A 21,597-nucleotide genomic window follows, 5' to 3' on the forward strand; every position below is an offset into this window, starting at 1 on the left:
GGCGGCTCAGCCCTCGGTCCACCGGCACAGCAGCCGGAACACCGCGAACAGCGTCACCGGCCACACGGCGGCGAACGCCCAGACCACCCCCGGTTCGGAGGTGACGATGCCGGTCACCATCAGGGTCACGGCGAGGACGCAGAGCAGGGCGACGGTCAGGGCGCGCGGGCGGTAGGACGCCAGGCGCGCGAGGCCGGGCCCCGGGCCCGGCCGGAAGGTGCGCAGTTCCCGGTCGAGCCGGCGGTCGCGGCACAGCTCCCGCTCGACCTCTTCGAGGATGCGCTGCTCTTGCTCGGAAAGTCGGCCGATGCTCACGGTGGTGATCCCTCCAGGAAACGACCCGACACCACCCGGAGTGCCCGTCCCGCCGGGGGTCCTAACGAAGGACCCCGGCCACTGCGTCCAGCAGGCCGTCGGCCGCGTCCGGGAGCCCGGCGCAAAAGCCCGCGCGGGCCCGCCGGGCCGCCTCCCGGCCGTCCGTGAGGCACCACCGCCACCAGTGCTCCAGCACACCGGCACCGACCCGCTCCGCCGGTATCAGCGCGGGCCAGCCGCAGGCCCGTGCCTGCGCGGTCACCTTCGCGCCGCCCGCGACCGGGTCGACCGCCAGGGCCGGGGTGCCGGCCCGCAGGGCGAGGACCAGCCCGTGCAGCCGGTCGGTGACGACCAGGTCCAGCCTGGCCAGGACGGCCTCCAGATGGGCCGGGGTCGCGCACAGCCGCCAGTCGCGGGTGTCGAGCCTGGTCTCCAGTTCGAGACGGGCGCAGTCCTGGCCGGCCAGCCAGCCCGTCACCGCCCCGGCGACCTCGGCGTGCCGCCGCCGGTCCCCGTACTCCCGCTGCCCGTGGGTGAGGATCACCCCGGCCACCGGGCGGGCGGGCAGCGCGGGGGCGCGGGCCGCGAGGTCCGGGGCCGGCTCGGCGCCCGGCGCGTCCCGCGGCAGCACCCGGTGGAAGCCGGTGACGGCCGCGGCGCCGGGGTCGACGACCGAGACGCCGACGGCGATCCGCGTACAGTGCGCGAACCGCCGGTGCAACTCCTCGACCTGCCTCCCGTGCACGGGCCCGCACACGAAGACGAGATGCGTGTACGCCGCCGGGTCGAGGTCCTCGAAGTGCCGGCCGTCGGGCCGGAAACCGGGGCTCCACACCACGTCGTGGTCGAGCCCGGCCGACCGCAGCACCGCCCGCACCCGGTCCAGGGCCAGCACGTCCCCGGCGGTCGCCTCCCCGTGCAGGAAGCTGAACCAGCCGGTCACCAGGATCTTCCGTCGTCCGTGCACAGTGCCCCCGGGTGCCCGCCCCGCCCCGGACCACTCACCCCGCCCCGGACCACTCACCCCGCCCCGGACCGCTCACCCCGGGGCGCCCTCGCGGACCGTACCTGTCCGCGGGCGGCGCTACCGTGCGGGTATGACGACCAAGGCGCCCACGGCCCCCGTCCTCGGCATCCGTGCCCTGAACCGCGCGACCCTCGCCCGGCAGTTGCTGCTGCGCCGCGCGGACCTGTCCGCCGAGGCCGCCGTCACCCACCTCGTCGGCCTCCAGGCGCAGAACGTGAAACCGCCGTACTACGCCCTCGCCGCCCGCCTGGCCGGCTTCACCCCCGAGGCCCTGTCCGCGCCGATGGCGGACCGCCGGGTCGTCCGCATCGTCACCCTGCGCTCGACCATCCACACCCACACCGCCGACGACTGCCTCACCCTGCGCCCCCTGGTGCAGGCCGCCCGGGACCGGGAGCTGAACCAGTTCCGCGGGGGCCTGACGGGCGTCGACCCGGACCGGCTCGCCCGGCTCGCCCGCGACCTGGTCGAGGCCGAGCCGCGCACCATGCGGGAGCTGCGCGAGGCCCTCGGCGCCCAGTGGCCCGACGCCGACCCGGGGGCCCTGGCGGTGGCCGCCCGCTGTCTGCTGCCGCTGGTGCAGATCACCCCGCGCGGACTGTGGGGCAGGAGCGGCCAGGTCACCCTCACCACCGCCGAGCACTGGCTCGGCCGCCCCGCCGCCCCCGTCCCCGCGCCCGACGCCACCGTGCTGCGCTACCTCGCCGCCTTCGGCCCGGCCTCCGTCAAGGACATGCAGACCTGGGCCGGACTGACCCGGCTGCGCCCCGCCTTCGAACGCCTGCGCCCCCGGCTGCTGACCTTCCGCGACCCGGCCGGCACCGAGCTGTTCGACCTGCCCGACGCGCCCCGCCCCGACCCGGACACCCCGGCCCCGCCGCGCTTCCTGCCCGAGTTCGACAACCTCCTGCTGTCGCACGCCGACCGCACCCGCGTCGTCCCGCCCGCCCACCGCGGCCGGGCCTGGCAGGGCAACCTCGCCCACCGCACCCTGCTCGTCGACGGCTTCCTGGCCGGGCTGTGGCGCCTGGACGCCGACGCCCTGGTCATCGAGGCGTTCGGTGAACTCACCGCCGTACAGCGCCGCGAGGTGGCCGAGGAGGCGGAGCGACTGCTGGCGGCGATGCACCCGGACGCCTCGTACGGCATCCGCTTCGGGCCCGTGCGGGCGTGACGCCCTTGTCGGATGGTAAGACCTCCGTCACGGGAACACCGACGACGGCCGAGCCGCCCGGACCCGGCCCGGCACCGAGGAGGAGAGCACGATGACGACGGCGACGGAGAGCTTCCGCAGGGCACGCGACTTCCTGCTGGAGCACCGCGAGGACTACGAGGCCGCCTGCGCCGGCTTCGAGTGGCCCCGCCCCGAGCACTTCAACTGGGCGCTGGACTGGTTCGACGCCATCGCCGCGGACAACGACCGCACGGCCCTGCACATCGTCGAGGAGGACGGCACCGAGACCCGCCGCACCTTCGCCGAGCTGTCCGCCCGCTCCGACCGCGCCGCCAACCGGCTGCGCGCGTGGGGTGTCGGCGCCGGGGACCGGGTGCTGGTCATGCTGGGCAACCAGGTCGAGCTGTGGGAGACGGCCCTGGCCGCGATGAAGCTGCGGGCCGTCGTCATCCCCGCCACCCCGCTGCTCGGCCCCGCCGACCTGCGCGACCGCGTCGAGCGCGGCCGGGTCCGGCACGTCCTGGTCCGGGCCGCGGACACCGGCAAGTTCGACCAGGTCCCCGGCGACTACACCCGGATCGCGGTCGGCGGGGCGCCCGCGGGCTGGCTGCCGTACGAGGAGGTGGACTCCGCCTCCGACGCCTTCACGCCGGACGGGCCCACCCGGGCCGACGACCCGCTGATGCTGTACTTCACCTCGGGCACCACCGCCCGGCCCAAGCTGGTCGAGCACACCCATGTCTCGTACCCGGTCGGCCACTTGGCGACGATGTACTGGATCGGCCTGACCCCCGGTGACGTGCACCTGAACATCTCCTCGCCGGGCTGGGCCAAGCACGCCTGGTCGAACCTGTTCGCGCCGTGGAACGCGGAGGCGACCGTCTTCGTGCACAACTACACGCGGTTCGACCCGGCCCGGCTGATGAACGAGATGACCCGGGCCCGGGTGACCACCTTCTGCGCCCCGCCGACCGTCTGGCGGATGCTCATCCAGGCCGACCTCACCCAGCTCACCACCCCGCCCCGCGAGGTCGTCGCGGCCGGTGAGCCGCTCAACCCCGAGGTGATCGAGCAGGTCCGCCGGGCCTGGGGGGTGACCGTCCGGGACGGCTTCGGGCAGACCGAGACCGCCGTGCAGGTCGCCAACAGCCCCGGCCAGGTCCTCAAGACCGGCTCCATGGGCCGCCCCAGCCCCGGCTACCGGGTCGAACTCCTCGACCCGGTCACCGGCGAACCCGGCGCCACCGAGGGCGAGATCGCCCTGGACCTGTCGGCCCGCCCGGTCGGCCTGATGACCGGCTACCACGGCGACCCCGAGCGCACCGCCGAGGCGATGGCCGGCGGCTACTACCGCACCGGCGACATCGGCTCCCGGGACGCCGACGGCTACCTCACCTACGTGGGCCGCGCCGACGACGTGTTCAAGGCCAGCGACTACAAGATCAGCCCCTTCGAGCTGGAGAGCGCCCTGCTGGAGCACGAGGCGGTCGCCGAGGCCGCCGTCGTCCCCGCCCCCGACGAACTGCGCCTGGCGGTGCCGAAGGCGTACATCGTGCTGGCCGCCGGCTGGGAGCCGGGACCGGACACCGCCAAGGTGCTGTTCGAGCACTCCCGCGAGGTCCTCGCCCCCTACAAGCGCGTCCGCCGCCTGGAGTTCGCCGACCTGCCCAAGACCGTCTCCGGCAAGATCCGCCGCATCGAGCTGCGCGAGGCGACGGCGGCCGGCTCGGCGGCGGAGTACCGCGAGGAGGACTTCCGGTGAACTCCTACGCGCACGGCACCGGCACGACACCCCTGCTGGGCCACACCATCGGGGCGGACCTGGACCGGGTGGTGGCCGCCTGGCCGGACCGCGAGGCCCTGGTCGACGTGCCGTCCGGACGCCGCTGGACCTACGCCGAGTTCGGCGCGGACGTCGGGGAACTGGCCTCCGCGCTGCTGGCCTCGGGCGTCCGCAAGGGCGACCGGGTGGGTGTGTGGGCGGTCAACTGCCCGGAGTGGGTGCTCGTCCAGTACGCCACCGCCCGGGTCGGCGCCGTCATGGTGAACATCAACCCGGCCTACCGCACCCACGAGGTCGTGTACGTCCTGAGACAGGCCGGCGTCCGCCTGCTGTTCGCCTCGCTCAGCCACAAGGGCAGCGACTACCGGGCGATGGCCGAGGAGGTGCGCGGCAGATGCCCCGACCTGCGTCAGACCGTGTACTTCGGCGACCCGAGCTGGCGGGCGCTGCTCGACCGGGCCACCCCCGGCCCGGCGTACGAGGAGCTGTCCTGCGACGACCCGATCAACATCCAGTACACCTCGGGCACCACGGGCTTCCCCAAGGGCGCGACCCTCTCCCACCACAACATCCTCAACAACGGGTACTTCGTCGGTGAGCTGGTCGGGTACACCGAGCAGGACCGGATCTGTCTGCCGGTGCCCTTCTACCACTGCTTCGGCATGGTCATGGGGAACCTGGCGGCCACCTCCCACGGCGCCTGCATCGTCATCCCGGCCCCGTCCTTCGACCCGGGGGCGACGCTGGAGGCGGTCCAGGCCGAGCGGTGCACCTCCCTGTACGGCGTGCCGACCATGTTCATCGCCGAACTGCACCTGCCGGACTTCGCGGCGTACGACCTCTCCTCGCTGCGCACCGGCATCATGGCGGGCTCGCCCTGCCCGGTGGAGGTGATGAAACGGGTGGTCGCCGAGATGCACATGGCCGAGGTCGCCATCTGCTACGGCATGACCGAGACCTCCCCGGTCTCCCTCCAGACCCGCAGGGACGACGACCTGGAACACCGCACCGGCACCGTCGGCCGGGTGCTGCCGCACATCGAGGTCAAGGTGGTCGACCCGGCGACCGGCGTCACCCTGCCGCGCGGCGCCGCCGGCGAACTGTGCACCCGCGGTTACGGCGTGATGCTCGGCTACTGGAACGAGCCGGACCAGACCGCCGAGGCGATCGATTCCGGCCGCTGGATGCACACCGGGGACCTGGCGGTGATGCGCGAGGACGGGTACGTCGAGATCGTCGGCCGCATCAAGGACGTGATCATCCGGGGCGGGGAGAACATCTACCCGCGCGAGATCGAGGAGTTCCTGCACACCCACCCCGGCATCGCGGACGTCCAGGTCGTCGGGGTGCCGCACGAGCGGTACGGCGAGGAGGTGCTCGCCTGCGTGATCCCGGCCGACCCGGCCGCGCCGCCCACCCTTCAGGAGGTGCGCGCCCACTGCGAGGGCAGGCTGGCCCACTACAAGGTGCCCACCGGGCTGCGGATCGTGGACTCCTTCCCGATGACCGTCTCCGGCAAGGTCCGCAAGGTCGAACTGCGCGAGCGCTACGGCGCCTGACCTCCGGCTGTCTCCTGCGGCCGCGGCGCCCGGCGCCGCGGCCGTTCCGTCTCTTGACGCCCCTCAGCTCGCCCACTTACATTACTTCCAGATAGTAGAAGTCAAATTTCGCTATACGGAATTGCTCACCGCGGGCGCGACGGGAATGCGAATCCGACAGCCGAAGCAGGAGTACTCGATGGCTCGTATGACCGCTGCCCGCGCGGCAGTTGAGATCCTCAAGCGCGAGGGCGTCTCGGACGCGTTCGGTGTGCCCGGCGCGGCGATCAACCCGTTCTACGCGGCGCTCAAGGCGTCCGGCGGCATCACCCACACCCTCGCCCGCCATGTCGAGGGCGCGTCCCACATGGCCGAGGGCTACACCCGTACCCACCCCGGCAACATCGGCGTCTGCGTCGGCACCTCCGGGCCGGCCGGCACCGACATGATCACCGGCCTGTACTCGGCGACCGGCGACTCCATCCCGATCCTGTGCATCACCGGCCAGGCCCCGACCGCGGTGATCCACAAGGAGGACTTCCAGGCCGTCGACATCGCCTCCATCGCCGCGCCGGTCACCAAGATGGCGGTGACCGTGCTGGAGGCCGCGCAGGTCCCCGGCGTCTTCCAGAAGGCGTTCCACCTGATGCGCTCCGGGCGTCCCGGGCCGGTCCTGATCGACCTGCCGATCGACGTCCAGCTCACCGAGATCGAGTTCGACCCGGAGACCTACGAGCCGCTGCCGGTCTACAAGCCGGCCGCGACCCGCCCCCAGGTCGAGAAGGCGCTCGGGATGCTCAACGCCGCCGAGCGCCCGCTGATCGTCGCGGGCGGCGGGGTCATCAACGCCGACGCCGCCGCCCTGCTGGTCGAGTTCGCCGAGCTGACCGGCATCCCCGTGGTGCCCACCCTGATGGGCTGGGGCGCGCTCCCCGACGACCACGAACTGAACGCCGGCATGGTCGGCCTGCAGACCTCGCACCGCTACGGCAACGCGACCTTCCTGGAGTCCGACTTCGTCCTCGGCATCGGCAACCGCTGGGCCAACCGCCACACCGGCAAGCTCGACGTCTACACCGCCGGACGGAAGTTCGTCCACGTCGACATCGAACCCACCCAGATCGGCAAGATCTTCGCCCCGGACTACGGCATCGCCTCCGACGCCAAGGCCGCCCTGGAGCTGTTCATCGAGGTGGCGCGGGAACTGGAGGCGGCCGGCAAGCTGCCCGACCGCTCCGCCTGGGCCGCGTCCGCGCAGGAGCGCAAGGCGAGCCTCCAGCGCCGTACCCACTTCGACGACATCCCGATCAAGCCGCAGCGCGTCTACGAGGAGATGAACAAGGCGTTCGGACCGGAGACCCGGTACGTCTCCACCATCGGCCTCTCGCAGATCGCCGGCGCCCAGATGCTGCACGTCTACCGCCCCCGGCACTGGATCAACTGCGGCCAGGCCGGCCCCCTCGGGTGGACCGTCCCCGCCGCGCTCGGCGTCGCCAAGGCCGACCCCGGGGCCCAGGTCGTCGCCCTCTCCGGGGACTACGACTTCCAGTTCATGCTGGAGGAACTGGCCGTCGGCGCGCAGCACCGGATTCCGTACGTGCACGTGCTGGTGAACAACTCCTACCTGGGCCTGATCCGCCAGGCGCAGCGGGCCTTCGACATCGACTTCCAGGTCAAGCTGGAGTTCGAGAACATCAACTCGCCCGAGCTGGGCGTCTACGGCGTCGACCACGTCAAGGTCGCCGAGGGCCTGGGCTGCAAGGCGATCCGGGTGACCGACCCGGCCGAGCTGGGCGCCGCCTTCGAGCAGGCCAAGAAGCTCGCCGCCGAGTACCGGGTGCCGGTCGTCGTGGAGGCGATCCTGGAGCGCGTCACCAACATCTCCATGTCGGGCACCAACGACATCTCCAACGTGGTGGAGTTCGAGGAACTGGCCACCGAGCCGGGCCACGCCCCGACCGCCGTCCGGACGCTGAAGGTCTGACGCCGCACGGGCGATGGGAAGAGGGCGGTCCGTTCCCCCCGGGACGGGCCGCCCTCCCGTCTGTTCAGCCCTCGCCGCCCGAGTGGTCCCGGGGGCCGGCGGCGTCCTCGTACGCGCCGGTCCCCGGGCGCCGCGCGAACCGGCCCCGGCGGCGCGGGCGTACGCCGCCCCCCGGGTCCGTCCCGGGGCCGGACAGCAGCCCGGCCCGCCCGGCGAAGCGCGGCAGCAGCAGGCGCAGCGCGGCCTCCCCGTGCAGGGCGACGGCGAGCAGCGTGTCCTCGTCGCCCAGCCCGTGCGGGGCGTCCGGCAGCGGGTACCGCTCCCGCAGGAACGCCACCCGGCGGCGGGCGGTCCGGTTCGGGGCGAGCCGCGGGCGGCCGAGCAGTCCGGCGTCCGCGAGCGGGATGCGGGCCAGGGCCAGCGCGAGCTTGACGTCCGGATGGCGGACCAGCTCGCGTACGGTGAGCGGCTCGCGGAGGCAGTCCATCACCGTTCCCACGAACGGGGGCACCTCCTCGTCCACCGCTTCCGGCGCGCACAGGGTCCCCTGCGGGCCGGTCTCGACCAGGCCCCGCAGCCGAAGGGCCACCACCGCCACCGTGACGGCCGCCCGCGGGCCGCCGGCCAGCAGCGCCGTCTCGTACGGCTCCAGTCCGAAATCCGTGCCGGTGTCCATCGGCCCCACCCCCCGTGTGTCCGGGTATGTGCCCGGCCGCGGGGGTGCTCCAAGCGCGCGGGCGCCGGTTTCAGAGGAAGACTTGAGGCAGCCCGGCGGGACGCCGAGAAGCGCCGGACGCGGGGGTTCCGCATCCGGCGCTCCTGGGACCGGTGAGGGTGCTGCCGTGCTGCCGTGGTGGTGGCCGTCCGACGGCGCGAGGCTGGGCGCGACAGGTCGTTCGCGCCGCCGGACGGAGCTGTGGGGGGCCGTGGGGCGGCCCCGGCCGGGACCGCGGCGGGCGGCGACGGGACCGGGTCCGCTCCCCTCAGGTCGTAGGAGCGGGCGCCGGGCCCTTCACCACCGCACTGGCTCGCCGGCCGCCGCGGTCCTCGGGTCCCGCCCGCGGCGCGCCGGTGGCCACCCCTCATCCGGGCCGGCCGGTGCTTCCGCGGGCCACGCGTACGGCCCCGACCTCCCGTCGGGTGCCGTCCGCGAGCCGGTGGGGTCAGTCCTCGCGCAGGGCGCGGACCGCCGCCTCCACGCGCTTGCCGTACTCGGGGTCGGCGGCGTGGAAGTGGGCGAGGTTCTTCTCGATCACGTCGTCGCGGGAGACCTGGGACAGGCCGCCGGCGATGTTCGCGACCAGGCGCTTCTTCTCGTCCTCGGTCATCAGCCGGTACAGCTCACCGGCCTGGAAGAAGTCGTCGTCCTTGGTGTGCAGCGGCGCCTCGTGGGTGCCGGTGTGCCCGGAGACGGGCAGCGGCGCGGCCAGCGGGCGGCCGGTCTCGACGGGGCCGTCGTAGGAGTTCGGCTCGTAGTTCTTGGCGTAGCGGGGCTGGTTGTTGGCGGCCATCAGACCGTCCCGGCCGTAGTTCTCCGCGGTCGTGGCGCGGGGCGCGTTGACGGCGAGCTGGGTGTGGTTGACGCCCAGGCGGTAGCGCTGCGCGTCCGCGTAGGCGAACAGGCGGCCCTGGAGCATCTTGTCGGGGGAGGGGCCGATGCCCGGCACGAAGTTGTTCGGGGAGAACGCGGCCTGCTCGACCTCGGCGAACACGTTGTCCGGGTTGCGGTCCAGGACCAGCCGGCCCACCCGGCGCAGCGGGTAGTCCTTGTGCGGCCACACCTTGGTCACGTCGAACGGGTTGAAGCGGTAGTCGGCCGCCTCCGCCGCCGGCATGAGCTGCACGTGCAGCGTCCAGGACGGGTGCACCCCGCGCTCGATGGCCTGGAGCAGGTCCGTCTGGTGGGAGGCCGGGTCCTGGCCCGCGGTCTCGGCCGCCTGCTCGGCGGACAGGCAGCGGATGCCCTGGTTGGTCTTGAAGTGGTACTTGACGTAGAACGCCTCGCCCGCGCTGTTGGTCCACTGGTAGGTGTGCGAGCCGAAGCCGTCCATGTGCCGGTAGGAGGCCGGGATGCCGCGGTCGCCCATCAGCCAGGTCACCTGGTGCGTGGCCTCGGGGGAGTTGGCCCAGAAGTCCCAGACGTTGTCCGGCTCCTGGCGGCCGGTGAACGGGTCACGCTTCTGCGAGTGGATGAAGTCGGGGAACTTGATCGGGTCCTTGATGAAGAACACCGGGGTGTTGTTGCCGACCAGGTCGTAGTTGCCCTCGCGGGTGTAGAACTTCACCGCGAAGCCGCGCGGGTCGCGCACCGCGTCCGCGCCGCCGAGCGAGTCGGCGACGGTGGAGAAGCGCACGAAGACCTCGGTGCGCTTGCCGACGGTGTCCAGGAACTCGGCGTGCGTGTAGTCCGTGACGTCGTCGGTGACCTCGAAGTGGCCGTAGGCGCCGGAGCCGCGGGCGTGCACCACGCGCTCCGGGATGCGCTCGCGGTTGAACCGGGCGAGCTTCTCCAGCAGGTGCTGGTCCTGGATCAGGAGCGGTCCGCCGACGCCGGCGGAGGCGGAGTTCTGGTTGTCGGCGACCGGGGCGCCGGACTCGGTGGTGAGCACGCGCTGCGACATCGTGGACCTTCCGTGCGGGTGTCAGCGAAAACGTCAAGCGGAAAACCGTTTCCGCTTCGTGGAGCCTAAGTTTGAGGTGTTAGAACGTCAACAGTTTGTTGATAAAGGTTCCGGGCGGCGCCACCGCCTGGGCGCGACAGGACAGATGTCGGCGGCGGCGCCGCCCGGAGGTCCGGGTGCGTCAGACCTGGGCGCCGGAGAGGCGCTCCACGGCCCGCAGCAGGGCGGAGTGGTCCAGGCCGCCGTCGCCCTGGGCGCGCAGGGACGCCACCAACTGGGCGACCACCGCGCCGACCGGCAGGGCCGCACCCACGTTGCGGGCGGCGTCGGTGACGATGCCCATGTCCTTGTGGTGCAGGTCGATGCGGAAGCCCGGCCGGAAGTCGCGGTCCAGGAAGTTGTCCTTCTTCCGCGTCAGCACGGTGGAGCCGGCCAGCCCGCCGTTGAGGACGTCCAGCGCCGCCTTGAGGTCGACGCCCGACTTCTCCAGGAAGACCACGGCCTCGGCGCACGCCTGGATGTTCACGGCGACGATGAGCTGGTTGGCGGCCTTCACGGTCTGGCCCGAGCCGTGCGGACCGCACAGCACGATGGTCCTGCCCAGCGCCTCCAGCAGCGGCCTGGCCTCCTCGAAGTCGGCCTGCTCGCCGCCGACCATGATGGACAGCACGGCCTCGATGGCGCCGGCCTCGCCGCCGGACACCGGGGCGTCGAGCACCCGCACGCCCTTGTCCTGGCCGGCCTTCGCCAGGTCGACGGAGGTCTGCGGGGTGATCGAGGACATGTCGATCAGCAGCGCGCCGGAGCGCGCGTTCTCCAGGATGCCGTCGGGGCCGTAGGCGATGGCCTCGACCTGCGGGGAGGCGGGCACCATCGTGACGATCACGTCGGCGTCCCGGACGGCCTCGGCGATCGAACCGGCCGCGGTGCCGCCGGCGGCGGCCAGCCGGTCCAGCTTCTCCTGCTCCAGCGTGTAACCGGTGACCTGGTAACCCGCCTTGATCAGGTTCTCGGACATGGGGGAGCCCATGATGCCGAGACCGATCCAGGCGACCTTGGGAAGAGTGCTCATGGTGAGGGTGCCTCTCGAACGACTCGAATGACGGGGACGGTGGTCAGCGGGCGGCGCGTGCCCCGGGGGGCAGCCAGCCGAAGGACTCGGCGCTGGGGCGGTCGCCGGGCTTGTACTCCAGCCCGACCCAGCCCTCGTAACCCGCCTTCGCCAGCAGGCCGAGCAGCTCCTCCAGCGGCAGCGAGCCGGTGCCCGGGGCGCCGCGGCCGGGGTTGTCGGCGATCTGCACGTGGCCGGTCTTCGCCGCGTACCGCTCGATCACCTCCGGCAGGTCCTCGCCGTTCATCGACAGGTGGTACAGGTCCATCAGGAACTTGGCGTTGCCCAGGCCGGTGGCCTCGTTGACCTTGTCGACGACGCCGACCGCGGCCGGCGCCGACACCAGCGGATACCGCGGCGACTCGGGCTCGTTGAGCGCCTCGATCAGCAGGACGGCGCCGATCCGGTCGGCCGCGCGGGCCGCGAGGACCAGGTTCTCCAGCGCGAGCGCGTCCTGCTCGGCCGGGTCCACGCCCTCGACGCGGTTGCCGTACAGCGCGTTGAGCGCCGTGCACCCGAGCGACTGGGCGAAGCCGGCGGCCACGTCGATGTTGGCGCGGAACCGGTCCGACTCCGCGCCGGGGACCGACAGGGCGCCGCGGTCGGGGCCGGGGAGCCGCCCGGCGTAGAAGTTCAGGCCCGTGAGCCGGACGCCCGCGTCCTCGATCGCCCGCTTCAGGGCGTCCAGTTCGGACTGCTCGGGGGTGGGGGAGTCGATCCACGGCCACCACAGCTCGACCGCGGTGAAGCCGGCCGCGGCGGCGGCCGCGGGGCGCTCCAGGAGCGGGAGTTCCGTGAAGAGGATCGACAGGTTGACGTTGAAGCGCTGGTCTGCGAATCCCATGGGGGTCCCGCGCTCCCTTCCGTGGTCGTGATTCCGTATTACGGAAGTTCATTTCTGCGTAATGGAAGATTGCCGTCGGGTGTCCGGGGTTGTCAAGAGGGGTCGGCACAATCCGGCGCCGCGCGTTAGGTTGAGCGCGTGCGATTGAGAGTGGAGTTCACGACCGAGCCCTTCGACCTCGACGAGGCGCCCGCCCACGCGCTGGTCGCCCGCGAGGTCATCGAGGCGGCGGGGCTGGACGAGGTGGACGTCGGCCCCTTCGGCAACACCGCGGAGGGCGGCGCGGACACGGTGCTCACCGCCCTGGACGCCCTGCTGCGCCGGGCCCTGGACGCGGGCGCCACCCGGATCTCCCTCCAGGTCAACGTCCTCGGGGCGGACGAGCGGTGACCGGCGGCTCGGCCGAGTCGTTCATCGCCGCCGTCAAGCCCCTGGTCGACGCCATCGGCGGCGAGCTGGTCCCGCCCGACGAGGCGGGCCAGGACGACGTGGTGCTCTCCTGGGCGGGTGCCGAGGCCGTCGCCGTACGGCTGCCGCAGCTCGCCGACTCCCTCGACCACATCCTGGCCGCCCTGGAGCGCCGGCAGGGCAGGCCCCTGGCCGATCTGGACCGCAAGGCCAAGCAGGAGGTGGTCCGGATGCTGGAGGCGCGCGGCGCCTTCTCCGTGCGCCACGGCGTGGAGACCGTCGCGAGCGCCCTCGGCGTCAGCCGCTTCACCGTCTACAACTACCTCAACCGGGAGAAGGGCGTCTGACCTGTGCTTTCGTCCCGTAGCACAGGCCGCCGTCCGGCAACCGGACGGAGGCTTTGTTTACCGCGAATTTTCAACAAACTGTTGACGCTGTGTTTCGGAGCGCGTTAGCTATCGGCACGCCAGTTCAGCACAAGGCCACGGAGGCTCTCCCGTGACGTCCACTTCCCCGCCGCCGGGCCTGGCCCGTTTCAACACCCTCGAGGAAACCGCGGCGTTCGCCGCGCTCCACGAGGCGTGTGCCTCCACGGCGTGGGTACGCCGGCTGCTCGCCGCCCGCCCCTGCGCCACCGTCGAGGACCTGTACGCCGCGAGCGACGCCGCCATGGCCGAGCTGACGGCGGCGGACCTCGCGGAGGCGATGGCCGGGCACCCGCCGATCGGCCGCCCCAAGCCCGGCGACCCCACGTCCGCCCGGGAGCAGAGCGGCATGGCCGGCGCCTCCGAGCAGCTCAAGGCGGAGATGCTCGAACTGAACCTCGCCTACCAGGAGAAGTTCGGCCATGTGTTCCTCATCTGCGCCACCGGCCGGAGCGCCGAGCAGATGCGGGACGCCGTGAAGGAGCGGATCGGCAACTCGCCCGAGCAGGAGCGGGAGACCGTCCGCACCGAACTGGGCAGGATCAACCGCATCCGGCTGGCCCGACTCGTCGAAGAGGACGCCCGACCATGAGCACCAGCACCACCGCCTCCGTGTCCACGCACGTACTGGACACCAGCGCCGGCCGCCCCGCCGAGGGCATCGCCGTCCGCCTCGCCGCCCGCGCCGGGCACGAGGGGGACTGGCGGGACCTCGGCGGCTCGGCGACCGACGCCGACGGGCGCTGCAAGGATTTCCCGGCACTGCCGGAGGGCACGACCCATGTACGGCTCGACTTCGCGGTGGAGCCGTACTTCATCACAACCGCGAATCAGCAAGCCGATACGCAGCAGGACGCCCCCGCGAATCGGGACAGCGGTGCGTTCTTCCCCGAGGTGGCCATCACCTTCGCCGTCAAGCCCGGCGAGCACTACCACGTACCGCTGCTGCTCAACCCGTTCGGCTACTCCGTTTACCGAGGGAGCTAGCTAAATGCCCACGATCCTGGGACAGAACCAGTACGGCAAGGCCGAGAACCGAGTCGTCAAGATCACGCGGGACGGCGCCACCCATCACATCAAGGACCTCAACGTCTCCGTCGCCCTGTCCGGCGACATGGAGGAGGTCCACTACTCCGGCTCCAACGCCAACGTCCTGCCGACCGACACCACCAAGAACACGGTGTTCGCGTTCGCCAAGGAGTACGGCATCGAGTCCGCCGAGCAGTTCGGCATCCACCTCGCCCGGCACTTCGTCACCTCGCAGCAGCCGATCCACCGCGCCCGAATCCGGATCGAGGAGTACGCCTGGGAGCGGATCGAGACCTCGGACGCCAACTCGCGGTTCATCGGCGCCGACGAGGTCAAGCACTCCTTCGTCCGCAAGGGCCAGGAGACCCGCCTCACCCAGATCACCTACGACGGTGAGAAGTGGGAGGTGATCTCCGGTCTGAAGGACCTGGTGGTGATGAACTCGACCAACTCCGAGTTCTGGGGCTACGTCAAGGACAAGTACACGACCCTCCAGGAGGCGTACGACCGCATCCTGGCCACCCAGGTCGCCGCCCGCTGGCGGTTCAACTGGACCGACGACGAGCAGAAGGCGCCCAACTGGGAGAAGTCCTACGAGCAGGTGAAGAAGCACATGCTCCAGGCCTTCGCCGAGACGTACTCGCTCTCGCTGCAGCAGACGCTGTACCAGATGGGCTCGCGCATCATCAACAACCGCGGCGAGATCGACGAGGTCCGCTTCTCGCTGCCGAACAAGCACCACTTCCTCGTCGACCTGGAGCCGTTCGGCCTCAAGAACGACAACGAGGTGTACTTCGCCGCCGACCGCCCGTACGGCCTGATCGAGGCCACCGTACTGCGCGACGGCTGCGAGGCCCGAATCCCGGTCGACATGACCAACCTCTGACGCGGGACGCGGGTCCCCGGTCCCGGCACCGGGACCGGGGCCCGCCACACCGGAGGGAACACCATGGCACAGCCTGCAAAGGGGCCGGCGAAAGCCCCCTGTTCCACCCCGCCGGAGCACATCGAGGACGCCGTCACGTCCGTGCACCCGGTGGACGAGAAGCTCCACCCCTCGCGGCTCGTCCCCGCCGCGCTCCAGCACATCGCCGCCATGTACGCGGGCGTCGTCACTCCTCCGCTCATCATCGGCCAGGCCTGCGGTCTCGACCTCGCGGCCCGCACCCGGCTGATCGCCGCGTCGCTGCTCATCGCCGGTGTCGCGACCCTGGTACAGACCCTCGGGGCAGGCAGGTTCGTCGGCAACCGACTGCCGTTCGTCAACGCGGCCTCCTCGGCCGGCATCGCCCCGATCCTGGCGATCGCCGAGACCAACGACAAGGCGGACCAACTCCCCGCCATCTACGGCGCGGTGATGGTCGCCGGGGTCTTCTGCCTGGCCATCGGCCCGTTCTTCGGGCGACTGCTCCGCTTCTTCCCGCCCCTGGTCACCGGCGTGGTGATCACCCTCATCGGGGTCACCCTGATGCCGGTGCCGGTGGGCTGGGCCCAGGGCGGCGACGAGACCGCGGCCGACTTCGGCTCCATGTCCAACCTCGCGCTCGCCGCGTTCACCCTCGCCGTGATCCTGCTGATGCAGCGCTTCGGCCGGGGCTTCCTCAAGCAAGTAGCGCTGCTGGCCGGCCTGTTGATCGGCACCCTGGCCGCGATTCCGTTCGGCATGGCCGACTTCTCGGCCATCGGCGCCGCGCCAGTCGCCGCGCTGCCCACGCCGTTCGCCTTCGGCGCCCCGGTCTTCCAGCCCGCCGCGATCCTGTCGCTCTGCATCGTGATGCTGGTGCTGATGACCGAGTCCAGCGCCGGCATGCTCGCCCTCGGCGAGATCTGCGACCGCCGCGCGGACGCCGAGGTCATCACCCGGGGCCTGCGCACCGACGGCATCGCCACCCTGGTCGGCCCCGTCTTCGGCGGCTTCCCCACCTCCGCCTTCGCGCAGAACGTGGGCGTCGTCTCCCTGACCCGGGTGCGCAGCCGGTACGTCGTCGCCGCGGCCGGCGCCACCCTGCTGGTCCTCGGCGCCTTCCCGGTCCTGGGCGCGGTCGTCTCCCTGGTGCCGATGCCGGTCCTGGGCGGCGCGGGCATCGTGCTCTTCGGGTCGATCGCCGTCAGCGGCATCCGCACCCTGTCCGAGGCCGGACTGGACGACAGCTCCAACATCATCCTGGTGGCCGTCGCCCTGGGCGCCGGGATCATCCCGCTGGCCGCGCCGACCTTCTACGCCGACTTCCCGGCCTGGGCGCAGACCGTGCTCGGCTCCGGCATCAGCGCCGGCGCGATCGTGGCGGTCGCGCTCAACCTGTTCTTCCATCATCTCGGCACCCGGAGCGGCTCCACGGCTCCGGCACTCAAATCCTCCTAGGGTCCTGCCGTGCCCTGCCCACGATGAGAAAAGGACGCATCATGGCAGCAGTCCAGCGCATGGTGATCGAGAACGGCGCGGTGGCGACCGTCGACGCCCGGGACACCGAGTACGCCACGGGATACGTCGTCGTCGCCGGCAACCGCATCGAGTCGGTCGGCGCGGGCACGGCCCCCGAGGGCCTGGAGAACGTCGTCCGCCGTATCGACGCCTCCGGTCATCTCGTGACCCCCGGACTGGTCAACACCCACCACCACTTCTACCAGTGGATCACCCGGGGACTGGCCACCGATCACAACCTGTTCGACTGGCTGGTCGCGCTCTACCCGACCTGGGCGCGCATCGACGAGGAGATGGTCCGGGCGGCCGCGAACGGCTCGTTGGCCATGATGGCCCGCGGCGGCGTCACCACCGCCATGGACCACCACTACGTCTTCCCGCGCGGCACCGGCGACCTGTCCGGCGCGATCATCGGCGCCGCCCGGGACATGGGCGTCCGCTTCACCCTCGCCCGCGGCTCCATGGACCGCGGCGAGTCCGACGGGGGACTGCCGCCGGACTTCGCGGTGGAGAGCCTGGACGACGCCCTCGCCGCCACCGAGGAGACCGTCCGGCGCCACCACGACCCGGCCTCCGACGCGATGACCCAGGTCGCCGTCGCGCCCTGCTCCCCGTTCTCCGTCTCCACCGAACTGCTGCGCCGGGGCGCCGAGCTGGCCCGCCGGCTCGGGGTGCGGCTGCACACCCACGGCTCGGAGACGGTGGAGGAGGAGAAGTTCTGCCACGAGCTGTTCGGCATGGGCCCGACCGACTACTTCGAGTCCACCGGCTGGCTCGGCGAGGACGTGTGGATGGCCCACTGCGTCCACATGAACGACGCCGACATCGCCGCCTTCGCCCGGACCCGGACCGGCGTGGCCCACTGCCCCTCCTCCAACGCCCGCCTCGCGGCCGGCATAGCCCGGGTCCCGGACCTGCTCGCCGCCGGTGTCCCGGTCGGCCTCGGCGTCGACGGCACCGCCTCCAACGAGTCCGGCGAACTCCACACCGAACTGCGCAACGCCCTGCTGATCAACCGCCTCGGCGGCCACCGCGAGGCCGCGCTCACCGCCCGGCAGGCGCTGCGCCTGGGCACCTACGGCGGCGCCCAGGTCCTCGGCCGGGCGGCGCAGATCGGCTCCCTGGAGCCGGGCAAGCTCGCCGACCTGGTGCTCTGGCGGATGGACACCCTCGCCCACGCCTCCATCACCGACCCGGTGACCGCCCTGGTCCTCGGCGCCGCCGCCCCCGTCACCGCCTCCTTCGTCGACGGCCGCCAGATCGTGGCCGACGGCCGCCTGCTCACCGCCGACGAGGACGCCATCGCCCGTGCCACCCGCGACGAGGCCCGCCGCCTCGCCCGGATCGCGGCGGGCGACCGCACCCCCTAGTACGGCGGACGACCCGACCCCGTGCACGACGGGCAGCCGTACCCCGTGCGCGCCGGACGACCCGGCACCGTAAGTCACGTACGGCACTTGATCTCCGGCCGGGAGGGACGGCTCCCGGCCGGCAGCCGAGGACCCCCACCAGGGGACCCGGCGGCCGGCACCGGGGCGCGCGGGGACGCGCGCCCCGGGACGGTTCCGCACCCGCGCACCCGTCCCTGGTCCCGCACGACCCCCTGTACCACCTCCATGACACCCACGTCAGAGTCGACGTGCAACCGACCGGAGGCGACCCGCCGTGGCCGACCACCCAGTTGACGAGAAACTGCCCCCCGTGAAGATGGCGACCACCGGTCTCCAGCACGTGGCGGCCATGTACGCGGGGGTCGTCGCCCCACCCCTGATCGTCGGTGCGGCCGTCGGCCTCTCCGGCACCGAACTGACCTTCCTGACCGGCGCCTGTCTGTTCACCGCCGGTCTCGCCACCCTGCTCCAGACCCTCGGCGTCTGGAAGATCGGCGCCAGGCTGCCCTTCGTCAACGGTGTCACCTTCGCCGGTGTCGCCCCCATGACGGCGGTCGTCGCCGCCACCGACGACAAGTCCGACGCGCTGCCGCTGATCTTCGGCGCGGTCATCGTCGCCGGCCTCCTCGGCTTCCTCGCCGCGCCGGTCTTCTGCAAGGCGGTCCGCTTCTTCCCGCCGGTCGTCACCGGCACCGTCATCACCCTGATCGGCATATCCCTGCTGCCCGTCGCCTTCGGCTGGGCCCAGGGCCCCGACACCCGGGCCGGCGACTACGGCTCCCCGACCAACCTGGGCCTGGCCGCCCTCACCCTGGCCGTCGTGCTGCTGCTGCGCCGCTTCACCCGGGGCTTCGTCAAGCAGATCGCCGTCCTGCTGGGCCTGGTCGTCGGCACGCTCATCGCGATCCCGTTCGGCGTCACCGACTTCGGGCCGGTCGCCGACGCGGACCTGGTCGGCTTCCCGACGCCGTTCCACTTCGGGGCGCCGCAGTTCCAGATCGCGGCGATCGTGTCGATGTGCGTGGTCATGGTGGTGTCCATGACCGAGTCCACCGCGGACATGCTCGCCCTCGGCGAGATCGTCGGGCGTCCCGCCGACGAGAAGACGATCGCGGCCGGACTGCGCGCCGACACCCTCGGCTCCGCCCTCAGCCCCCTGTTCAACGGCTTCATGTGCAGCGCCTTCGCCCAGAACATCGGGCTGGTGGCGATGACGAAGATCCGCAGCAGGTTCGTCGTCGCGGCCGGCGGCGGCTTCCTGGTCCTGATGGGCCTGTGCCCCATCGCCGCCTCGCTCATCGCCGTCGTACCGCGCCCGGTGCTCGGCGGCGCGGGCGTCGTGCTGTTCGGCTCGGTCGCGGCCAGCGGCATCCAGACCCTGGTCCGGGCCGGCCTGGAGAAGGACAACAACGTGCTGATCGTGGCGGTCTCCCTCGCGGTCGGCATCGTGCCGATCACCGCGCCGGAGTTCTACCACGCGTTCCCGGAGACCGCGAAGATCATCCTGGACTCGGGGATCTCCACCGGCTGTGTCGCCGCCGTCCTGCTCAACCTGGTCTTCAACCACCTCGGCAAGGGCCGCGAGGCCCAGGACGTGACCCATCCGATGGAGGCGGGGGAGGAGATCACCGGCGCCACCCGGGCGACCGCGGCCCCCTGACGCAGACGCACCGGCCGGCGCCCCCTCGGGGGGACGCCGGCCCACGGCGTCCGGCCCGCGCCGCTACAGGCCGAACAGCGCCGGGTCGGAGGCCAGCGCCCTGAAGTACTCCCTCGGGTCCGCGACCAGTCTGCGGGCCTTGAGGTCCATCAGCCCGCCGAGCGCCTCGACCTCGGCGGCCACCGTGCCGTCGGTCTTGCGCACGGTCTGCCGGATGCGGAACGTCTTGCCGCCGCGCCACTCGAAGGCGCAGCTCACCTCCACCTCGTCGCCGGCGAACAGCTCGCGCCGGAAGCGGATGGTGGTCTCCAGGGCGACCGGGCCGACGCCCTTGCCGACGAGGGCGGACTGGCTGATCCCGGCCGCGTGCAGCAGCGCCCAGCGGGCGTGCTCCGCGTAGTTGAGGTACACGGCCTGGTTGAGGTGTCCCTGTACGTCCGTCTCGTACCCGCGGACGGTCACCGGAACGGAAAACGGTTCGCTCACCACTGCTGCCTCTCGTCGTGGACGTCCCCCGGGGGCGATGCCCCCGATCTTGGCATGTCCGTCACACCTTGCGCGGGGAGGCCAGCAGATAACGGACCCTGGTCCGCGGCTCGGTGTACTCACCGGCCTGCCACCCCGCCCCCTCAAGAGTGGCCGCCGCCGCCCGCAGCGCCCCGGCGTCCGGCGCGTACACCGCGACGGCCTCGGGCTGCGGGGTCGCCCGGACCCGGTAGCCGTCGCCCTCGGCGTCCGCCGGGCGGTGCCCGGCCGCCTCCAGGGCGAGCGCGGCGGCCCGCACCAGATGCGAGCGCTCCCAGGCGCAGGGTCTCTCCGTGGAGCCGTCCGGATTGGTCATCCGGCGCAGTTCCAGCAGCCCGTCCCAGGCGCCCCGCACCTCCCTGAGCCGCGCCGGCCCGCTGTCCGCGGGCTCCTCCCCGCCCCCGGCCCGCGCGGCGAAGACGCCGCCCGTCTCCCGTGCCGGAGCCGGCACTTCGGCCGCGGGGGCCTGTCGAATCCGCTGCCCCGCCGGGGTCAGGAAGTGGTCGTGCGGCGGCCGCGGGTGCCGGAAGGCGAGCCCCCGCTCCACCAGTGCCGCGAGCTGCGCCCCCGTGCCCTTCAGCCGCCCCGTGACGGGATCGGCGGCGTCGACGACCCGCCGCTGCGCGGCGGTCGGCGGACGTGCCATGGCGGCCCCCCTTCCCGGTCCGGAGATCTGCTGCGCAGGCTACGCCGGGGGTCTGACATTCCAGGCGGCGATCACCGGCCGCCCGTGCTCCGTGCCCAGGCGGCACAGCGTCCCGGTGGCCAACTGGAACAGCGCCCCGGCGGACGGCGCCAGCCCCAGGCGCCGCGCGGTGAGCACCCGCAGGAAGTGCCCGTGCGCCACCAGCACCACGCACCCCTCGGTGTCGGCCAGCGCGGCGTCCGCCTTGGCCAGCACCCGGTCGGCCCGCTCCCCGACCTGCTCCGGTGTCTCCCCGGGGTGCTCCGGCGGTCCGGGCGCGACCCCGTCGGTGAACAGGAACCAGTCCGGCCGGGTCCGCTGGATCTCGACGGTGGTGACGCCCTCGTAGCCGCCGTAGTCCCACTCCCGCAGGTCGGTGTCGATCCGTACGCCTTGGAGCCCGATCAGCTCGGCCGTCTCGCGGGCGCGTTGCAGCGGGCTGACGAACGCGGCCCCGACGCGGTGCGAGCGGATCAGCGGCACCAGCCGCCGCGCCTGCTCCCGGCCCTGGTCGGTCAGCGGGACGTCGGTGGAGCCGGTGTGCCGCCCGGACCGCGACCACTCCGTCTCGCCGTGCCGGACCAGGAAGAGATCACCCACCTGCCTGCCTTTCGCTCGTCTTCCGGCACGGTGCCACAGCGTGCCGGGACCCCGC

General features: G+C 72.4%; 21 protein-coding genes. 12 read left to right on the forward strand and 9 right to left on the reverse strand.

What is annotated here, in order from left to right:
* Positions 1–6 precede the first annotated feature (6 nt).
* Together ACFY32_RS18235 and ACFY32_RS18240 are read right to left on the reverse strand one after the other, a co-directional pair.
* Positions 7–315, reverse strand: coding sequence for a DUF3040 domain-containing protein (locus ACFY32_RS18235; RefSeq protein WP_359198466.1), 309 nt, complete (start codon positions 313–315; stop codon positions 7–9).
* Between the two features lie 61 nt (positions 316–376).
* Entirely contained in the window at positions 377–1,282 is a 906-nt protein-coding gene (locus ACFY32_RS18240; RefSeq protein ID WP_390674694.1) for a polysaccharide pyruvyl transferase family protein, read from the reverse strand.
* A gap of 130 nt (positions 1,283–1,412) precedes the next feature.
* Here ACFY32_RS18240 and ACFY32_RS18245 point away from each other — a divergent pair, with 130 nt between their 5' ends.
* The 4 genes from ACFY32_RS18245 (at position 1,413) to gcl (ending at position 7,821) form a co-directional block, all read left to right on the forward strand.
* Positions 1,413–2,516, forward strand: a complete 1,104-nt coding sequence (locus tag ACFY32_RS18245; protein WP_359198472.1) for a winged helix DNA-binding domain-containing protein — start codon at positions 1,413–1,415, stop codon at positions 2,514–2,516.
* Positions 2,517–2,607: 91 nt separating this feature from the next.
* The gene (locus ACFY32_RS18250) at positions 2,608–4,278 is read left to right on the forward strand and encodes an AMP-binding protein (RefSeq protein WP_390674695.1); all 1,671 of its coding nucleotides are present in this window, start codon (positions 2,608–2,610) and stop codon (positions 4,276–4,278) included.
* Positions 4,275–5,858 (forward strand): AMP-binding protein, encoded by a 1,584-nt coding sequence (locus tag ACFY32_RS18255; protein ID WP_390674696.1) that lies wholly within the window; start codon positions 4,275–4,277, stop codon positions 5,856–5,858. Before ACFY32_RS18250 ends, ACFY32_RS18255 begins: the two co-directional genes overlap by 4 nt.
* 178 nt (positions 5,859–6,036) lie before the next feature.
* Positions 6,037–7,821, forward strand: coding sequence for a glyoxylate carboligase (gene gcl / locus ACFY32_RS18260; protein WP_359198481.1), 1,785 nt, complete (start codon positions 6,037–6,039; stop codon positions 7,819–7,821).
* Between the two features lie 64 nt (positions 7,822–7,885).
* On the opposite strand, the gene ACFY32_RS18265 is transcribed toward gcl, so the two are convergent.
* From ACFY32_RS18265 to ACFY32_RS18280, 4 genes are all read right to left on the reverse strand, one after another.
* Positions 7,886–8,497 (reverse strand): TIGR04222 domain-containing membrane protein, encoded by a 612-nt coding sequence (locus ACFY32_RS18265; protein WP_390674697.1) that lies wholly within the window; start codon positions 8,495–8,497, stop codon positions 7,886–7,888.
* Between the two features lie 487 nt (positions 8,498–8,984).
* Positions 8,985–10,442 carry a catalase gene (locus ACFY32_RS18270; protein WP_390674698.1) on the reverse strand — a complete coding sequence of 486 codons (1,458 nt, stop codon included), beginning with the start codon at positions 10,440–10,442 and terminating at the stop codon, positions 8,985–8,987.
* A 181-nt stretch (positions 10,443–10,623) separates the two neighbouring features.
* The gene (locus tag ACFY32_RS18275; protein WP_359198490.1) at positions 10,624–11,514 is read right to left on the reverse strand and encodes a 2-hydroxy-3-oxopropionate reductase; all 891 of its coding nucleotides are present in this window, start codon (positions 11,512–11,514) and stop codon (positions 10,624–10,626) included.
* Between the two features lie 43 nt (positions 11,515–11,557).
* Positions 11,558–12,397 (reverse strand): TIM barrel protein, encoded by an 840-nt coding sequence (locus tag ACFY32_RS18280; RefSeq protein ID WP_359198492.1) that lies wholly within the window; start codon positions 12,395–12,397, stop codon positions 11,558–11,560.
* 138 nt (positions 12,398–12,535) lie between these two features.
* Here ACFY32_RS18280 and ACFY32_RS18285 point away from each other — a divergent pair, with 138 nt between their 5' ends.
* From ACFY32_RS18285 to ACFY32_RS18320, 8 genes are all read left to right on the forward strand, one after another.
* Positions 12,536–12,787, forward strand: coding sequence for a hypothetical protein (locus tag ACFY32_RS18285; protein ID WP_359198495.1), 252 nt, complete (start codon positions 12,536–12,538; stop codon positions 12,785–12,787).
* On the forward strand, positions 12,784–13,152 hold the full coding sequence (locus ACFY32_RS18290; RefSeq protein WP_359198498.1) for a helix-turn-helix domain-containing protein: 369 nt from the start codon (positions 12,784–12,786) through the stop codon (positions 13,150–13,152). The genes ACFY32_RS18285 and ACFY32_RS18290 overlap by 4 nt, the downstream gene beginning before the upstream one ends.
* A gap of 151 nt (positions 13,153–13,303) precedes the next feature.
* The gene (uraD, locus tag ACFY32_RS18295) at positions 13,304–13,822 is read left to right on the forward strand and encodes a 2-oxo-4-hydroxy-4-carboxy-5-ureidoimidazoline decarboxylase (protein WP_359198501.1); all 519 of its coding nucleotides are present in this window, start codon (positions 13,304–13,306) and stop codon (positions 13,820–13,822) included.
* Positions 13,819–14,217: a hydroxyisourate hydrolase gene (gene uraH, locus ACFY32_RS18300; protein WP_390674699.1), complete on the forward strand. Its 399-nt coding sequence runs from the start codon at positions 13,819–13,821 to the stop codon at positions 14,215–14,217. Before uraD ends, uraH begins: the two co-directional genes overlap by 4 nt.
* A gap of 4 nt (positions 14,218–14,221) precedes the next feature.
* Positions 14,222–15,145, forward strand: coding sequence for a factor-independent urate hydroxylase (gene pucL / locus ACFY32_RS18305; RefSeq protein WP_359198507.1), 924 nt, complete (start codon positions 14,222–14,224; stop codon positions 15,143–15,145).
* A gap of 63 nt (positions 15,146–15,208) precedes the next feature.
* Entirely contained in the window at positions 15,209–16,621 is a 1,413-nt protein-coding gene (locus tag ACFY32_RS18310; RefSeq protein WP_390674700.1) for a nucleobase:cation symporter-2 family protein, read from the forward strand.
* Positions 16,622–16,662: 41 nt separating this feature from the next.
* On the forward strand, positions 16,663–18,051 hold the full coding sequence (locus ACFY32_RS18315; protein WP_359198513.1) for an 8-oxoguanine deaminase: 1,389 nt from the start codon (positions 16,663–16,665) through the stop codon (positions 18,049–18,051).
* A gap of 295 nt (positions 18,052–18,346) precedes the next feature.
* Positions 18,347–19,732, forward strand: coding sequence for a nucleobase:cation symporter-2 family protein (locus tag ACFY32_RS18320; protein WP_390674701.1), 1,386 nt, complete (start codon positions 18,347–18,349; stop codon positions 19,730–19,732).
* Between the two features lie 63 nt (positions 19,733–19,795).
* On the opposite strand, the gene ACFY32_RS18325 is transcribed toward ACFY32_RS18320, so the two are convergent.
* From ACFY32_RS18325 to ACFY32_RS18335, 3 genes are all read right to left on the reverse strand, one after another.
* Entirely contained in the window at positions 19,796–20,218 is a 423-nt protein-coding gene (locus ACFY32_RS18325; RefSeq protein ID WP_359198519.1) for an acyl-CoA thioesterase, read from the reverse strand.
* 61 nt (positions 20,219–20,279) lie between these two features.
* Positions 20,280–20,903, reverse strand: coding sequence for a hypothetical protein (locus ACFY32_RS18330; protein ID WP_359198522.1), 624 nt, complete (start codon positions 20,901–20,903; stop codon positions 20,280–20,282).
* Between the two features lie 39 nt (positions 20,904–20,942).
* Positions 20,943–21,542 (reverse strand): histidine phosphatase family protein, encoded by a 600-nt coding sequence (locus ACFY32_RS18335; protein ID WP_390674702.1) that lies wholly within the window; start codon positions 21,540–21,542, stop codon positions 20,943–20,945.
* Positions 21,543–21,597: the final 55 nt, after the last annotated feature.

The organism is Streptomyces sp. NPDC000134 (assembly GCF_042899225.1).
Lineage (GTDB): Bacteria > Actinomycetota > Actinomycetes > Streptomycetales > Streptomycetaceae > Streptomyces.

Bases quoted from the DNA above. Each gene is read 5' to 3' on its own strand.
- ACFY32_RS18245 (WP_359198472.1), top strand. From the start codon at position 1,413: ATGACGACCAAGGCGCCCACGGCCCCCGTCCTCGGCATCCGTGCCCTG.
- ACFY32_RS18250 (WP_390674695.1), top strand. From the start codon at position 2,608: ATGACGACGGCGACGGAGAGCTTCCGCAGGGCACGCGACTTCCTGCTG.
- gcl (WP_359198481.1), top strand. From the start codon at position 6,037: ATGGCTCGTATGACCGCTGCCCGCGCGGCAGTTGAGATCCTCAAGCGC.
- ACFY32_RS18265 (WP_390674697.1), bottom strand. From the start codon at position 8,497: ATGGACACCGGCACGGATTTCGGACTGGAGCCGTACGAGACGGCGCTG.
- ACFY32_RS18270 (WP_390674698.1), bottom strand. From the start codon at position 10,442: ATGTCGCAGCGCGTGCTCACCACCGAGTCCGGCGCCCCGGTCGCCGAC.
- ACFY32_RS18275 (WP_359198490.1), bottom strand. From the start codon at position 11,514: ATGAGCACTCTTCCCAAGGTCGCCTGGATCGGTCTCGGCATCATGGGC.
- ACFY32_RS18280 (WP_359198492.1), bottom strand. From the start codon at position 12,397: ATGGGATTCGCAGACCAGCGCTTCAACGTCAACCTGTCGATCCTCTTC.
- uraH (WP_390674699.1), top strand. From the start codon at position 13,819: ATGAGCACCAGCACCACCGCCTCCGTGTCCACGCACGTACTGGACACC.
- pucL (WP_359198507.1), top strand. From the start codon at position 14,222: ATGCCCACGATCCTGGGACAGAACCAGTACGGCAAGGCCGAGAACCGA.
- ACFY32_RS18310 (WP_390674700.1), top strand. From the start codon at position 15,209: ATGGCACAGCCTGCAAAGGGGCCGGCGAAAGCCCCCTGTTCCACCCCG.
- ACFY32_RS18315 (WP_359198513.1), top strand. From the start codon at position 16,663: ATGGCAGCAGTCCAGCGCATGGTGATCGAGAACGGCGCGGTGGCGACC.
- ACFY32_RS18330 (WP_359198522.1), bottom strand. From the start codon at position 20,903: ATGGCACGTCCGCCGACCGCCGCGCAGCGGCGGGTCGTCGACGCCGCC.